Raw genomic sequence first — 16429 nt, forward strand, 5'->3', positions numbered from 1 at the left:
CTGCGAAAGCGGGAGAGTAGGTCGCCGCCAGTTTTTATTTAAAAGTCTCATACATTCATTTGTATGAGACTTTTTTTTGATATATACCTCAAGAACTCAGCACAGGAGCAATAAGTAATGGGTAATAAGAAATCATTGATTATTGATAAATTATCATTGATCAGTATTTTTGATAGAAGCTAGAAGCAGTCTCTTTGTCATCCTGGAAGGATCTAAACTAATCTTGTTAAATAAATGGTAGGTAATTGAAACCTATATAGAAGATTTTCCAGGAAGTATTATCTTGAAATTTTAAATTTTGGCTAAAGCCGATTATATATATAATCAAAGCGGGTTAAAACCCGCTCCTATTGATGAAATCAGAAATGGCTAATTTATTATGTTGTATTATTTATGATAGTATATTCTTGAAGTAATACTCAAAACCTACCTAAAATAAGACTTTATTGATTGCTATTATTTAGATATACAAAAGAAAATAATTGAATTCATATAATTTAAGCCGTTTGCAATTTATATTCCAGATCAAAATAAGTTCTAATATTAGCTATATTTTTCCAAGCTGCATATTTGAATATAAAGTAACCCAGTAGCATTCCTAGAGTATTTAAAAATACATCATCAATATCAGCAACACCTCTGCCTGTAATAGACTGAATTAATTCAATTAAACTTATTGAAATGATAAAAGATAGAGTGGTAGGAATAATTTTATTTAGTTTTTTAATACTTAATCCTAAAAATCCAAACGGACTGAAAACAAAGATATTTCCAATTATATTAATTAAAAATGTTTGTCTGTGAATATGATCATCACAGAAAAAATGATGAATCGTTTTAAATGGAATTAGCTGAAAGTAGCTTGTAGATGACGTTTCTCTGTCACATCCGATAAACATCATGTATAAAAGCAAAATAGTGTAAATAGTAATAAGTACTGCAAAAAATCTTTTCATAGGTTTCCTTTTGGGATTAGTAATAAAAAAGGTTATAATGCTATTAGCTTTTAAGCTTAATTTAGTAACAAAAATTCTGCCTTACTGAAGAAAGTTTTGAAACTTTATGCTTCTTTAATATTTTTTAACTCAATAAAAAAGCCTTACTTTTAAAGTAAGACTTGATATTTTAATTAAAATCGATTTATCAGACTTGTATAACTCCCAAATTAAATTTCTCTGTAATAGGAGCATTATTTGCGGCTTCGATACCCATAGAGATCCATTTTCTGGTATCTGTAGGGTTGATGATAGCATCTGTCCAAAGTCTTGCTGCTGCATAAGTAGACTCCGTTTGTTTCTGATATCTTTTAGAAATAGTATCTAAAATTTCATTATGTTCTTCTTCGGTAATTTCTTTACCTTGTTTTTTCAATGTAGATTCTTGGATTTGAGCTAAAACTTTAGCAGCCTGAGATCCACCCATTACAGCTAGATCTGCCCAAGGCCATGCAACGATTAATCTTGGATCGTAAGCTTTTCCACACATTGCATAATTTCCTGCTCCGTAAGAATTTCCTGTAATAATGGTGAATTTAGGAACAACAGAGTTTGCAACAGCATTTACCATTTTTGCACCGTCTTTTATGATTCCTCCATGCTCAGATTTTGAACCGACCATAAAACCGGTAACATCCTGTAAGAATATTAAAGGAATTTTTCTTTGATTACAGTTTGCAATAAATCTTGTTGCTTTATCAGCCGAATCGGAGTAAATAACTCCACCAAACTGCATTTCTCCTTTACCGCTTTTTACTAATTTTCTCTGATTAGCCACAATTCCTACGGACCAACCATCAACTCTGGCAGTTGCACAGATAATCGTTTTACCGTAATCGGGTTTATATTCATCGTATTCAGAATTATCGACCATACATTTGATAATTTCCAATGTATCATATTGATCAGCTCTGGAAACAGGTACAATTCCGAAAATATTGTCTGGACTTTCTTTTGGTGGGAAACTTTCAATTCTATCAAAGCCCGCTTTTTCAGTGCTTCCGATAGATTTCATGATCGTTTTAATTCTGTTTAAAGCGTCCTTATCATCTTTAGCTTTATAATCTGTAACTCCTGAAATTGAGCAGTGTGTAGTTGCTCCTCCAAGCGTTTCATTATCAATAGTTTCGCCGATTGCAGCTTTTACCAAATAACTTCCTGCTAAGAAAATTGAGCCTGTTTTATCAACAATCATCGCTTCGTCACTCATGATAGGTAAATAAGCTCCACCAGCAACGCAGCTTCCCATTACTGCTGAAATCTGGATAATTCCCATCGAGCTCATTTTAGCATTATTTCTAAAAATTCTACCGAAATGCTCTTTATCAGGGAAAATTTCGTCCTGCATTGGAAGATAAACGCCTGCAGAATCTACCAGATAAATGATTGGAAGCTTATTTTCCATGGCGATTTCCTGAGCTCTTAAATTTTTCTTTCCGGTAATTGGAAACCAAGCTCCAGCCTTTACTGAGGCATCGTTGGCAACAATCAAACATTGTCTTCCGGAAACATATCCCATCATCACAATAACACCACCAGCCGGACATCCTCCATGTTCCGGGTACATTTCGTAACCTGCAAATGCACCGATTTCTATAGAATCTGAATCTTTATCAAGAAGATATTCCACCCTTTCTCTTGCCGTCATTTTTCCTTCATCGCGAAGTTTTTGAAGTCGTTTTTCGCCTCCTCCTTTTTTTATTTCAGCAAGTAGTCTATTTATTTCGGATAGTTTTAATCTGTTCTGATCTTCTCTTTTGTTGAATTCAATGTCCATAAAATTTCAAATTTTTCCGTCTAAAGATACTCTTTTTATAAGAATTCTGAATTTAAATAAAACAAGTGTTTAATAGATTGGTTTTCAGATTTTTGTGAAATATTTAACAAAAAAATGTTTTAAATGTTTGATATTTTTTCTAACTTTACATAAGAGTTATAGGGATAATATTCTCTATGAAATACTCTAAGTTCCTAGTTTATTTTTTTAATAGTTTATTATTTGAAGGCCCTGAAAGTTTAACAGACTTTCAGGGTTTTTTGTTTGGATGAATGTCTTTTCTAAAGAAAATTGAAGCCAATATTAATATTTAATATAATTTCTTAAATTTAATTGAAGTAAATACGTATTTTTTATAAGATTTGTAAAAGCTATTTGTAAATTTGCATGTTAAAAAATAAAAGGAGATAGGATATGCATAAATTAGCGCTTTTCAGATTACACTTAATTGTCTTTTTGTGGGGGTTCACCGCAATTCTGGGAAAGCTGATTCAAGCTAATGCACAAATCCTGGTATTTTACAGAATGCTGTTTGCCGCAATCTTCTTATACGCTTTTATCAGAGTCTATAAAAAAGAGAGTATAAAAGTTTCTAAGAAAATATTCTTTCAGTTGGCTGCGATCGGAGTAGCTATGGCTTTACATTGGTATTGCTTCTTTTATTCGATCAAAGTTTCAAACGTCTCAATAGCATTAAGCTGTTTATCATTATCAACATTATTTGCTTCCATTTTAGAACCCATTATTTTTAAAAGGAAGATCGATGCATCGGAGGTTATCATGGGAGTGGTGATTGTTTCCTGTATTTTATTGATTTTTAAAACAGAGTTTCAATATAAAGAAGGAATAATTTACGGAGTCTTTTGTGCTATTTTTGGGACTATATTTTCTGTTTTTAATGGAAAAATGTTTGGGAAAACAAGCTCCGGGAACATTATTTTTTATGAAATCTTCTCTGGATGGTTCGTTTTATTGATATTTTATTTATTTAGTGGTCAAATTTTTCACATGAATGAAATAAGTTATAGCGATATTGCGTTAATATGCTTATTGGCAAGTGTTTTTACAGCTTTCCCGATGTTGGAATCGGTGAACCTAATGAAGTATATTTCGCCTTTTACACTAATTTTAACAGTTAATTTAGAACCAGTCTACGGAATTATACTAGCTTTTTTTATCTTTGGAGAATCGGAACATATGAGCCCAATATTTTATATTGCATCTGGTGTTATGATACTGGCAATCATTGCAAATGGATTAATAAAAGCCAGAAAAACAAAAAAACTTTAACTAAGCATCAAACTTATATGATGAAAAAATATTTTTTACTTGCTTCTTTCGTATTATTTGGGACTTCTCAGGCTCAAATTATAAGGAAATATTCTAATGAATTCCTGAATATCGGAGCAGGAGCCAGAGGCCTTGCTATGGGAGGAGCTGTGATTTCCAATCAGGACGATGTATATTCTCCTATGTGGAACCCGGCAGGTTTGATGTCGATAGAACGAGATTGGCAGGGAGCAGCAATGCACGCCGAATATTTCGAATCGATTGCAAAATATGATTACTTGGCTTATGCAAAAGTTCTGGAAACAGGAGTTTTCGGAGTTTCTGTTGTGAGATTGGGTATTGATAATATTTTGAATACTACTCAATTAATTGACCCAGAAGGAAATATTGACTACGATAAAATCACTAAATTTTCACAATCCGATTATGCAGCAATTATTTCTTATGCATTTAATCCAGCTGGAAACACAAAATTGGATGTCGGAGTAAACGCTAAAATTGTTTACAGAAATGTAGGGAAATTCGCAAGCGGTTATGGTTTTGGTTTTGACGTAGGTGCAATCTATAAGGCAGATAACGGATGGAAATTTGGAGGGATGCTTCGAGATGCAACAACAACCGTCAATTTTTGGAGTGTAAACCAAAAAGAACTTTCCACAATTGTAGATGGAGAAGAATTTAACCCTGCACCAAAGGATAAAATGGAACTTACAATGCCTAAATTAAATGTAGGTGCAAGTAAGGTTTTCAATATTAACAGCAGTATTTACGTTTTGCCTGAAGCTGGTATTAATGTAGATTTTGCTAAAACGGCAGCTCTTGTTTCTACAGATTTCGCAAGTATTACGCCTTATGCTGGAGCTGAAGTAGGTTATCAAAAAATGATTTTTGTAAGATTAGGGGTCAACAGATTCCAAAATATTACAGATATTGAAGATCTTAAAAGAAAAGTTTCTTTCCAACCGAGTGCGGGTATTGGGATTAAATATAGAGGTCTTACTTTAGATTATGCAATTACAAACTCAGGAATTGGAGGTTCTAATTTCTATTCTAATTTCTTCTCTCTTAAATTGGATATGGGAACATTTAGAAATGATTAAAATTTTAAAAATGAAAAAACTATCAATACTTATACTTACAATTTGTTCAGTAATGGCTTTTGGGCAAAAGGTTTCTGATTATAAATATGTTTCTATTCCTGAAAAATTTCAAACTTTTAAAAATAGCTTTGATTTAGAAACAGTTTTAGCAAATGCTTTAAAAGGAAAAAAATATGTAATTCTTCCAAGCGATAAACTGAAGTGGCCGTCGGAAGCGATGGGGAATTCTTGTAGTATTATTAATGCAGATGTTATTAATGATAAGACGATGTTGAGAAACAGAGTGATTTTAGAGTTTAAAGACTGTAATGGTAAAACTATACTTGAATCGAAAGGAAATTCGACAATCAAAGAATTTGAAGAAGGTTTTCAAGATGCTTTAAAACAGGCATTGATTGTAGTTCCGGTTTCTAATCCAGTTGCAATTGTAGCTCAAAGGGAAGTTGAAGCGCCTGTGAATAATACTATTTCCAGCACTGTTGCTGTATCTACAGAAAGTACAGCGAGTAAATACAGTAATGGAAAGTTAGATCTACAGAAAGTACAAATTGATAATAACCAGTTTATTTTGGTTAAACCAAATAGTTCTTTACCATTTGCGACTTTTAAAGCAACTACAAAAAGAGATGTTTTCAGAGTGAAATTAGAAAATGGAGATTCTACAATCGGTTATTTTGAAAATGGAAATATTGTAATAGAAATTCCTCAGGCGAATGGAGAATATTCTAAGGAGGTTTTTGCCGGAAAATAAAGTTTACAACATCAAAAAATAAAAAATAGCCCTTACCTGAAATTCAGGTAGGGGCTTTTAATAACAGCTAACCATAAAAACAAAAATTATTAAGGCATTAGAACAGTGTCAATTACATGAATTACACCATTAGACTGATTTACATCAGATATCGTGATTTTTGCACTATTTCCTTTAGCATCTGTAACATACAGATCTTTTCCTTTTGTCCAGAAAGTAACATCTTCACCTTCAACGGTTTTCATCATACTTTTTCCGTTTCCGGCTTTTACCGCAGCCCAAATTTCTTTAGCACTATATTTTCCTGCTAGAACGTGGTATGTTAAAATTTTAGTAAGCATTTCTTTATTTTCAGGCTTTACCAAAGTTTCTACTGTTCCTTTTGGAAGTTTTGCGAAGGCAGCATCTGTAGGAGCTAATACTGTGAAAGGTCCTTTTCCCTGTAAAGTTTCAACTAAACCTGCTGCTTTTACTGCTGCAACTAGTGTTTTGTGATCTTTAGAGTTTACAGCATTTTCAATGATATTTTTAGAAGGATACATTGCTGCTCCACCTACCATTACTGTTTTTTCTTTCATTTGTGCAGTTAGATTTCCACTGAAAGCAAATGATAAAGCTACCATTCCTAAAACTGCGATTTTTGATCTTGTATTCATTTTTTTGATTTTTTAAATTAAATATTGTTTGATTTCTTATTCTTACCTACCATTTACGATGTAGATTCTGTTTTAGATTTAAAAATTATTTTTTTTATTTAAATTATTTTCCTGAGTTAATAAAAGGTTGAATTCATTTCAAAATCATTTACGATATAAATTATTTTTTGGTTTTTCTTTATAATACAGTTTATTTCATTACATTTGGATTGAAAAATATTCGTTATTAAAACAAACTATTCGGAAGAGGAACTTATCGTTTTATTGAAAGAAAAAAACGAAGCTGGTTTTCATTATTTGTATGACCATTACTCTGGCGCGCTTTATGGTGTGATATTCCGAATTGTACAATCAAAAGAATATACAGAAGAAGTAATTCAGGATGTTTTCGTGAAAATCTGGAACTCCATTCTTCAATATGACTCTACCAAAGGCCGATTTTACACTTGGATGATCAATATTGCCAGGAATACGGCGATTGATTATTTAAAATCAAAAGGCTTTCAAAACGAGCTTAAAAACCAACCACTCCCTGATTTCGTATATAACAGTGCAGAACTTTCAACAACTAATAAATCATCCGACTTTATCGGGTTTAAAGATGTTCTTGGAGGTTTGGAGACTGATAAGCTGGAGCTTATAGATCTGGCGTATTATCAGGGATATACACAAAATGAAATATCCGAAAAACTGAAGATACCGCTGGGTACTGTTAAAACGAAAATGCGGAATGCATTGATAAAATTAAAGGATTTGTTAAAAGATTATCAATAAATTGAACACTAAGGAATACATATCATCCGGAATTATAGAATCTTATATTCTAGGTTTTGCTTCTCAAGAGGAAGCAGGCATTTTGGAGTGTGTGATGAAGAACAATGCTGAAGTTAAAGCAGCTTTTGAAGAAGCTCAAAAAACTTTGGAAGATTTGGCAACGGCTCAGGCCGTGACTCCTCCAAATGATTTAAAATCTAAGATTTGGAATAAAATTCAACAGGAACAGATTGTTGAAGAAGCGAGACCTGTAATTTCAGAAATAAAACCAGATCTGAAAGTTCAGGGAGAAATAAGAGAGATTAATACTCAGAAAAATAACAACTGGAAAACCTACGCTGTTGCAGCATCGGTGCTGTTTTTAGTAAGTGTTGCCGGAAATTTATTCTGGATGAATACGCAGTCTAAAAACAAAGAAGTCATTGCAAAACTTGAAACTGAAAAGCAGTCTAAAGATTTAGCATATCAAAAAATGCAGCAGAAATGGCAAATGTTGTCAGGTGCAGATATGCAGATGGTTGTTTTGAAAGGAGTGGAAAAACATTCTGATTCTAAAGCAATGGTTTTCTGGGATAAAAAATCTAAAGAAGTTTACTTAAATGCCGACAGCTTACCAAAAGCTCCGGAAGGAATGCAATATCAGCTTTGGGCGATTGCAGACGGTAAACCTGTAAGTGCAGGAATGTACACAGAAGATAAAGACAGTAAAATAGCTCTTGCCAACATAAAAAATGCTCAGGCATTTGCGATAACTCTTGAGAAAAAGGGTGGAAGTGCAACGCCGACCATGGAAAATATGTATGTAATGGGTGAAGTCTAAAAATTAATATTTAATATAATGTAAAATAAAATAAGCTCTTGAAATTCAAGAGCTTATTTCTTAGCAAATGGTTGATAAATAATTATTTTTTGATAAACTTTATACTCTGATTTCCCTTTTCACTTATAATTTTTGCAGTATAAGTTCCGGGAACCAAATCAGATAATTTTACAGATGTATTTTTATTGTTTTTAAAAGATTCGTTTCTTATTAATTTACCATTGAAATCATATATTTCCACAGATTTTATACCTTTGGTATCTTCAATTGTCAGAATATCAGAAACTGGATTTGGATAAATTTTAGCAGAAGATAAAGAAACTTCTGAGGTAGATAACGGACCTAAAACATTCACAGTATAGTCCGTCCAAGTTCCATAGGCATAAGTTGCACAGGCAGAATCGGCGGTAGGCGTTCCTGCTCCGGCGTTGGCCAGACGGTTCCAGATTCTCATTCTATAATTTCCGGCCGTTACAGATGATGGAACCATAAAAGTTCCGGTATATGTCTGATTCTGATTGGCGATATAAGCTGGTAAGAACAGGTTTTCTCCTGCATCGTCAAAATCTCCGTCTTTATTGAAATCTATTGCCATTCCACAGGCTGTCCAGTTGGTTGTAGACACATTGAGTGTATAATTTGTACCTGTATTTAAATTCATAATAACAGAAGTACGGTCTCTTCCGGAAGTACAGGTTCCGGATGCAAATGAATTATTGAATCCTGCTTCAGGAACGGTTACTTGGGTAATTCTCCAAGAGCTGCATCCACTGGGATAACTTGGGCTACAGTATGTTTGAGAATAAAATGGAGCAGTAGTTGCTAACACTGAAAATAACGCAAAAACTTTTGCCAAAATGTAGTTTTTTTTCATAATATCTGATGTTTTTTGTTGTAAAACTAAATTATGAAAAAATATGAAAACATCTAATTTTTATGCTTAATTGCTAATAAAAGTTAAATTTTTAGATTAATTTTATTTTAATATTGATTTTTAAATACAATTTTAATTAACTATTAAAAAAATCATGAATAACTTTCGCCTTACTTTTTCCAAGAATCTCTTCCAACGTCTCCAAATTGGATTCTTTTATACGTTTTACAGACTTTAATTTAGATAAAAGCAACTCAATTGTCTTTTCTCCGACTCCTGGAATTTCTTCCAACTCAGATTTTATGGTAGAATTTGTTCTTCTGGTTCTATGATGTTTTACCCCAAAACGGTGGGCTTCATCTCGAACTCTTTGAAGAATTTTAAGGGTTTCAGATTTTTTATCAAGATATAAAGGAATAGGATCTTCGGGGAAGAAGATTTCTTCTAATCTTTTGGCGATCCCGACGATGGTAATTTTTCCGTAAAGTCCTAATAATCTTAAACTTTTTACAGCAGAGGAAAGCTGTCCTTTTCCACCATCAATCAAAATTAATTGTGGCAAGGCATCACCTTCATCCAACAGTCTTTTGTAGCGGCGGTAGATTACTTCTTCCATCGTTGCAAAGTCATTGGCGCCTTCCACGGTTTTAGGGTGAAAAATTCTGTAATCGGCTTTGCTGGGTTTTCCATCTTTAAAAACAACACAAGCAGAAACCGGATTTGTCCCCTGAATATTCGAGTTATCAAAACCTTCGATATGTCTTGGCTCAACAGGCATTCTCAGCAACTTTTGCATTTCTGCCATGATTCGGTTAGTATGCCTTTCCGGATCTATAATTTGAACCTGTTTTAATTTTTCTAAACGATATTCCTTGGCATTTTTCTCGGAAAGTTCAACGATTCGTTTTTTATCGCCCATTTTGGGAACGATCAATTTTACATTCGGAATTTCAACGGATAAATGGAAAGGAAGCAGCACTTCTTTAGAATCTGAATCGAATTTCTGACGAATTTCAATCAAAGCTTCTTCCATAATATCTTCGTCCGATTCTTCAAGAATTTTCTTAATTTCTGTCGTAAAACTCTGAATAATATTTCCATTTCTGATTTTAAAGAAATTTACATAAGCAGCAGTTTCATCACTGGTCATTCCAAACACATCTACATCGTCGATATTTGGGTTGACAACGGTATTTCTGGACTGATAATCTTCCAAAATATCTAGTCTTTCTTTAATAATTTGGGCTTGTTCAAATTGCAGATTTTCAGCATGTTTCATCATTTGATTAACCAAATATTCCTTTGCTTTTCGGAAATCTCCTTTTACAATTCCGCGGATGGCGTCTATTTTTTCATCATAATCTTCCTTGCTTTCCAGGTCTTCACAAGGTCCTTCGCAATTTTTGATGTGATATTCAAGACAAACTTTATATTTTCCTTCTGCAATTTTGGTTGGAGCTAAATTTAAATTACAGGTTCTGAGCTTGTAAATATGTTTAATAGTTTCCAATAAAATCTTTGCAGGACGTACTTTTGCGTAAGGCCCATAATATTCTGAACCGTCTTTAATTTTCGTTCTCGTTAAAAATATTCTTGGAAAATTTTCATTTTTAATACAGATCCAAGGATAGGTTTTGTCATCCTTCAACATGACGTTGTAAAATGGCTGATGTTCTTTTATCAGATTGTTTTCCAATAAAAGAGCGTCGTATTCGCTGTTTACAATAGTTGTTTCTAATCGTTGGATCTTGCCAACCATTATTCTTGTTCTGTAACCCGGAAGATTTTTGTTGAAATAGGAGAGAACCCTTTTCTTTAAATTTTTCGCCTTTCCGACATACAATAAATGCTCATTTTTATCATAATAACGATAAACACCGGGTTCGGAAGGTAAAGTTTTGAGTTGTAATTCTAAAGAAGGATTCATAGAACAAAATTACGGAATTTTGCTTTTATCTGTTGATACTAATATTTTTTAACCTATTTTAAATTTTAGATAACAAATCTTTTCGGCCGTCGATATAAGATAAATGGTCGTCAAAGCTTATTTCTACGAATAAAATTTTATTTCCTTGTTTTAAAATCTTTAAAGAACCATAAATTTTTTCACCCTCAAAAAAGACTGAATGATTGATAAGTCTTTCATCGCTTTCAAATAACTGTAAAATTTTACGGTTTTCGCCTTTGAAATTTTTCCATTGTTCTAATGATTTTTTATCATTTTTTTCAAAAGAGTAAACGGTGATCATTGCATTGTCACTCATCCAAATTTTATCAATAATAGGATTTTGAAGCGAAGTTATTTCATAAAAACCTTTCGGAACATGAACATTAAAACCATTTTTAGAATAAGTATAATTTTCGGACACTTCTTTATTATCATCTTTTACATTACCGTCCAAAATGTAGAATTTTTTCATTTTAGAAGCAAGCTTTACAACTTTAAACAGCTTTTTATAATCATGAAAATTAATGTTTTTAGCATGTTTTTCAATAATTTTTTGATACTCGGCTATTCTTTCGGAAGGAAGAAATTTTTCATCAATATTGTCAACCTGACTTTTTATAGACGGATCTTTCATTTTTAAATCATTAATGACTTTGGTATCAACAATTTCAGTAGCTTCCAGATTTCTTTTCAGCAGAAGCGGTTCTTTAATCACAGCTTCAGAAGTAAGATATCTCCCCATCGTTTTATAATTGGTCTGATAGGGAATATGATCAAGGCTTTTCACATAACTGCCAGCATGAGCTACATCATCCGCTTTCGAACAGCCTTTGAAAACTCGTCCCAAAGTTCCCCAGAATAATAGACTGAAAATCAGTATTGTGTTGATGTAAAGTTTCATGATGATAATTTTACTGCAAAAATACAATTTCTATTTTTTCATAAAAACAACAAAAAAAGCTGCAGAAAATTTCTACAGCTTTGTACATGATATGATTGAATATTTTATCCGTTTGTCATTTGAGTATACTCGCTCACCAAGAAGCTGAAATAATCCCATTCAACAGATTTTTTAGGATATTTTTTCATGAATTCTGCATTATCTCCAAAAAGGAAATCATAGTTGTCTTCAAAATCATCTTTGTGAAGCCACATTACTTTATCACCTTTTTTAACGTAATAAGATTTAATAACACCACCACCTAATTGAGGAGAACCCATCACAGAAAATCCGGTTGTTTCTTTCGCTCTGGGATCGTAATAAACAGAAATAATATCATCAAATCCAGGATTGATAACCTGCATTAAGAATTCTTTATCGTCTTTCTTATTTTTAAGAGAAACAGTTTGGTTTACAAAATGAATACGCTCGTTTGTTGTATTCTTATTTAAACTTTTTGTTCCAAAATTTCTGATATTTCCCATGTACTTGGCCACTTTTGCATACTTTTCAGCATTGCTTGGGTAAACGTACATTTCGTCAATTTGATCAGCATTGAAAGTCGTACTCTTTTTTGAAATACTGTCTTTGATAGCAACTTCGAAGATCTGTCCTTTTTTAGTATCGATTTTACCACAAAATCCTTTGTAAGTCGTTCCGTCCTTTAAAATTACGGTAGATGTTTTCTTTGGAGATGGAGTATTGAATCCTTCATTAAAAAGATACATTTCCATTTTTTTGATGTCTTCTTTTGAGTATTTTACCTTGTCCTGGGCAAAAGTTGCAACACTTACAAAGCAGAATGCAAGCAGTAAAGCTTTAAATTTCATAGTTTATTGTTTTTTATTTTCGGACGTAAAAGTAATGAAATAAATCACTTGTTTTGAAAAATAAATACTGCCCGAAATTTTACTTTTACAGTTGTCGTTAAAAGTGTAATTTTAAGCAAAATTAAGACAATGATATACGGGATAGATGTTTTCAGTTTCCATGACGTATTGGAAATCTACTAAAACAAATCAAATCATGAATTGTGAATATTGCCAAGAGTGCAGATTTTCCATAAATTTTTGATCATCAGAAGTCCTGTACTTTTCAAACAACATTTAAAAATGACTTTTAATAACTATAACCTGAAAATTGAAATTTTATGAAAAAAAAAATAATTTTAGGAGTTCTGTTTTTTTGCCTTTCCTTCAAAGCCCAGGTCTTTGATTTTCAAAAGACTTTTGGAGGTACAAGTGATGACTATTTTATTAAGCATATAGAAAGTGTAGATCACAATTATGTTTTTACAGGAAGTACGCTTAGTAATAACGGAGATATTACTGTAAATTATGGTACAAAAGATGTTTTTCTAACAAAAATTGATGCAGATGGAAACTATTTATGGAAAAAAAATTTTGGAGGAAATAATGATGATGTCCCATTAGACATCATCAATTCAAATGATGGAGGAATGATCTTACTATCCCAGTCAAAATCCAATACAAATTTTTTCACTACAAACCGGGGCAATAATGATTTGTGGGTGACAAAATTAGACATTAATGGAAATATGATCTGGAACAAATCTATCGCCGGATCAGGAGATGAATCGAATGTCCAGATAATACCGGTAACAAATGGCTATGTAATGGCTGTAAATACCAATTCTAATGATTTTGATTTTGCTCATGCAGGAAGTACAGGTAAAGATGTATGGGTAATAAGAATTGATGAGGCTGGAAATATCGTATGGAAAAAACTCTTGCAGGGATCATTAGATGAGACATCAGCGAAATTAAAAAAAATAAATGATAATAATTTTGTCGTACTTGTGAATTCCAGCTCAGCTGATGGAGATTACTCAGGCAATACGGTGGCGGGTAAAAATAAAGGATTCTTGTTTAAACTTGATATTAATGAGAATATACTCATGAATTCTGCAATAGAATCTTCCGATATTCAGCAGTTAAATGTTGCTAATGATGTAAAAATAGTTAATGATGGATATATTATAACGGGGACAGAAAATTTTCCTTATACAGCATCTAGTGGAATTATTTATGAAAATTACAATGCCTATTTTGCTAAAGTATCAGTTGCCGGATCATTGACGTGGAAGAAATATTATATGTCAGGCTCAAGTAGTGACGGTATCAAAGATGAGGGATTATTTGCAGAGGAAACAAGTGATAATAATTATGTCTTTTTCGGAAATACCGGCAATCCGGTAGGCTTTTCTTCTGGCTGGATGATTAAAACAGATGGAGCAGGAAATACAGTGAAATATACCCCAATTCCGGCATATGTTAAGGCAATGAATAAAGTACAAGATGGTAATTTTGTGATTAATGGTTATCATTATGCAGGTATACCTACACATTTAGGGCAATTTAGTCTTTATATAGTTTTCATTAATTCTATAGGGATGAATCTTTTCAATCCTACCTATGTTTTAAGATCTAATCAACTTTATTCTGATGCTAGAAATACGTCTTTATCTGTTACAAATGATAATAAAATTATTAGTTTCTGGACAGATACTTATGCTTTAGTTGCTTCACCATATAATACAAATGTCTGGTTTTCTAAATTTCCAATTACAGTAAACTTTTTATCTGTAAATGAAGAGGTATCAAATAAAGAAAAGAATAATATTTTAGTGTATCCAAATCCTTCGAGTGATTATATAAAAGTCTCCGAAAAAATGGAAATTCTGATTGTCTATGATACAAGCGGAAGAGAAGTATTACGTGTTAGTAATACAGATGTTGTTGATTTAAGGAGTTTAAATTCAGGAAATTATATTCTGAAAATTTATAATAAAGAGATAAGTAATTCATATAAAATTATAAAAAAGTAAGAAAGATATTGAGTGAAAATACGGATAGTTGATCATTCAGTTTCAGGAATAATAATTTCAGTAAAATTTAGCTTTTACAGTTATCGTTAAATGTGTAATTTTAAGCAAAATTAAGACAATGATATACGGGATAGATGTTTTCAGTTTCCATGACGTATTGGAAATCTGCAAAAATCCAAAAAAAGCGAAACTTAATAAAGCTTCAAAAGATCAAATTTTAAAATCACAGAAAAACGTTCAGAAAATTGTAGAGTCCGACAGATGCGTGTACGGAATCAATACAGGTTTTGGACCTCTTTGCGATACCAAAATTTCTGCTGACGAAACAGCACAATTACAATATAACTTAATTATTTCTCACGCGGTAGGCGTAGGAAAACCGATTGACAAAGAGTTTTCAAAGATCATGATCATTGCTAAAGTTCATGCATTGTCAAAAGGTTTTTCGGGAGTTTCTTTGGAGGTAATCGAGAGATTGATCACGATGTTGGAAAAAGATATCATCCCTGTAGTTCCTGAGCAGGGTTCTGTTGGGGCTTCGGGAGATTTGGCTCCTTTATCACACTTGGTTTTACCACTTTTAGGTTTAGGACAGGTTTGGGAAGGAGATCAGATTTTCGAAACTGCTGAAATATTAGAAAAACATAATCTTGAACCGTTGACTTTAGGCCCAAAAGAAGGTTTGGGATTAATTAATGGAACTCAGTTTATCTTAGCGCATGCAATCAAAGGTTTAGAGAAATTCGAATATCTGTTGGATCTTGCTGATCTGACGGCTGCAATGAGTTTGGAAGCTTACAGAGGTTCTGAAAGCCCATTCAAAAAGGAACTTCATGACATCAGACCATTTGAAGGAAGCAAAAAAGTAGCGGCAAGAATGGTTAAATTTCTGAAAGGTTCTGAAAATATGAAAGCTCACGAAGAATGTGAACGTGTACAGGATCCTTATTCAATGAGATGCGTTCCTCAGGTTCATGGAGCAAGTAGAAATGCTTTTGAACACCTTAAATTAATGGCGAATACAGAATTAAATTCTGTTACAGATAACCCAATTGTTTTAAGTGCTGAAGAATCAATTTCAGGAGGAAATTTCCACGGACAGTTAATGGCGATGCCTTTAGATTATGCAACATTAGCTGCGGCTGAATTAGGAAATATTTCTGACAGAAGAAGCTACTTATTATTGGAAGGAAAATACGGTTTACCAAGATTGTTAACAGAAAGCTCAGGATTAAATTCAGGTTTTATGATTCCTCAATATACTTCTGCGGCGTTGGTTACAGAAAATAAAACATTGTGTTTCCCTGCTTCTGCAGATTCAATTCCTACAAGTTTGGGTCAGGAAGATCACGTTTCGATGGGAAGTATTTCAGGAAGAAAATTCAATCAGGTTCTTGGAAATTTGGTGAATATTTTATCTGTTGAATTAATGTTTGCTGCGCAAGGATTAGAATTCAGAAGACCTGCAAAATGTTCTAAAATCATTGAAGAAAACTTTGCCATCATCCGTTCTAAAGTTGCTAAACTAGAAGAGGACAGATTGATCGGAAAAGATATGTTAGCAATTGCTGAATTGATTAATGATAGAAAATTTGTTGTGAATTAATTTTTCAAACATAAAATATATGAAGGCTTCCTTGAAAAAGGGAGCTTTTT

General features: G+C 32.7%; 14 protein-coding genes. 7 read left to right on the forward strand and 7 right to left on the reverse strand.

Annotated elements, in window-relative coordinates:
* Positions 1-497 precede the first annotated feature (497 nt).
* Positions 498-956, reverse strand: coding sequence for a VanZ family protein (locus SB689_RS13640; protein ID WP_410692684.1), 459 nt, complete (start codon positions 954-956; stop codon positions 498-500).
* Positions 957-1143: 187 nt separating this feature from the next.
* Positions 1144-2772, reverse strand: a complete 1629-nt coding sequence (locus SB689_RS13645; protein ID WP_410692685.1) for an acyl-CoA carboxylase subunit beta — start codon at positions 2770-2772, stop codon at positions 1144-1146.
* Between the two features lie 414 nt (positions 2773-3186).
* Between SB689_RS13645 and SB689_RS13650 the strand changes: the two genes are divergently transcribed.
* Genes SB689_RS13650 through SB689_RS13660 form a run of 3 tightly spaced genes read left to right on the forward strand, consistent with a single transcriptional unit; the run spans position 3187 to position 5913 of the window.
* Positions 3187-4062: a DMT family transporter gene (locus tag SB689_RS13650; RefSeq protein WP_410692686.1), complete on the forward strand. Its 876-nt coding sequence runs from the start codon at positions 3187-3189 to the stop codon at positions 4060-4062.
* Positions 4063-4079: 17 nt separating this feature from the next.
* Positions 4080-5162, forward strand: a complete 1083-nt coding sequence (locus tag SB689_RS13655) for a PorV/PorQ family protein (protein ID WP_410692687.1) — start codon at positions 4080-4082, stop codon at positions 5160-5162.
* Positions 5163-5172: 10 nt separating this feature from the next.
* Positions 5173-5913 carry a hypothetical protein gene (locus SB689_RS13660; protein WP_410692688.1) on the forward strand — a complete coding sequence of 247 codons (741 nt, stop codon included), beginning with the start codon at positions 5173-5175 and terminating at the stop codon, positions 5911-5913.
* Positions 5914-6002: 89 nt separating this feature from the next.
* Here the strand turns inward: SB689_RS13660 and SB689_RS13665 are convergent, their stop codons facing one another.
* On the reverse strand, positions 6003-6569 hold the full coding sequence (locus SB689_RS13665) for a fasciclin domain-containing protein (protein WP_066752374.1): 567 nt from the start codon (positions 6567-6569) through the stop codon (positions 6003-6005).
* Positions 6570-6833: 264 nt separating this feature from the next.
* Between SB689_RS13665 and SB689_RS13670 the strand changes: the two genes are divergently transcribed.
* Together SB689_RS13670 and SB689_RS13675 are read left to right on the forward strand one after the other, a co-directional pair.
* Entirely contained in the window at positions 6834-7343 is a 510-nt protein-coding gene (locus SB689_RS13670) for an RNA polymerase sigma factor (RefSeq protein ID WP_410692689.1), read from the forward strand.
* Position 7344: 1 nt separating this feature from the next.
* A complete protein-coding gene (locus SB689_RS13675) occupies positions 7345-8163 on the forward strand; it encodes an anti-sigma factor domain-containing protein (protein WP_410692690.1) in 819 nt (272 codons plus the stop codon).
* 82 nt (positions 8164-8245) lie between these two features.
* Here SB689_RS13675 and SB689_RS13680 read toward each other — a convergent pair whose 3' ends face one another.
* The 4 genes from SB689_RS13680 to SB689_RS13695 all read right to left on the reverse strand — a co-directional run bounded on the left by SB689_RS13680 (position 8246) and on the right by SB689_RS13695 (position 12755).
* Positions 8246-9037 carry a T9SS type A sorting domain-containing protein gene (locus tag SB689_RS13680; RefSeq protein ID WP_410692691.1) on the reverse strand — a complete coding sequence of 264 codons (792 nt, stop codon included), beginning with the start codon at positions 9035-9037 and terminating at the stop codon, positions 8246-8248.
* A 136-nt stretch (positions 9038-9173) separates the two neighbouring features.
* Positions 9174-10964 (reverse strand): excinuclease ABC subunit UvrC, encoded by a 1791-nt coding sequence (gene uvrC / locus SB689_RS13685; protein WP_410692692.1) that lies wholly within the window; start codon positions 10962-10964, stop codon positions 9174-9176.
* A 58-nt stretch (positions 10965-11022) separates the two neighbouring features.
* Entirely contained in the window at positions 11023-11886 is an 864-nt protein-coding gene (locus SB689_RS13690) for a hypothetical protein (protein ID WP_410692693.1), read from the reverse strand.
* A 104-nt stretch (positions 11887-11990) separates the two neighbouring features.
* The gene (locus tag SB689_RS13695) at positions 11991-12755 is read right to left on the reverse strand and encodes a hypothetical protein (protein ID WP_410692694.1); all 765 of its coding nucleotides are present in this window, start codon (positions 12753-12755) and stop codon (positions 11991-11993) included.
* Positions 12756-13075: 320 nt separating this feature from the next.
* On the opposite strand from SB689_RS13695, the gene SB689_RS13700 reads away from it, so the two are divergent.
* Together SB689_RS13700 and hutH are read left to right on the forward strand one after the other, a co-directional pair.
* Positions 13076-14773, forward strand: a complete 1698-nt coding sequence (locus SB689_RS13700) for a T9SS type A sorting domain-containing protein (protein ID WP_410692695.1) — start codon at positions 13076-13078, stop codon at positions 14771-14773.
* Positions 14774-14891: 118 nt separating this feature from the next.
* Positions 14892-16379, forward strand: coding sequence for a histidine ammonia-lyase (gene hutH, locus SB689_RS13705; RefSeq protein ID WP_410692696.1), 1488 nt, complete (start codon positions 14892-14894; stop codon positions 16377-16379).
* The last annotated feature ends 50 nt before the right edge of the window (positions 16380-16429 follow it).

Source organism: Chryseobacterium sp. SIMBA_038 (assembly GCF_046535115.1).
GTDB lineage: Bacteria > Bacteroidota > Bacteroidia > Flavobacteriales > Weeksellaceae > Chryseobacterium.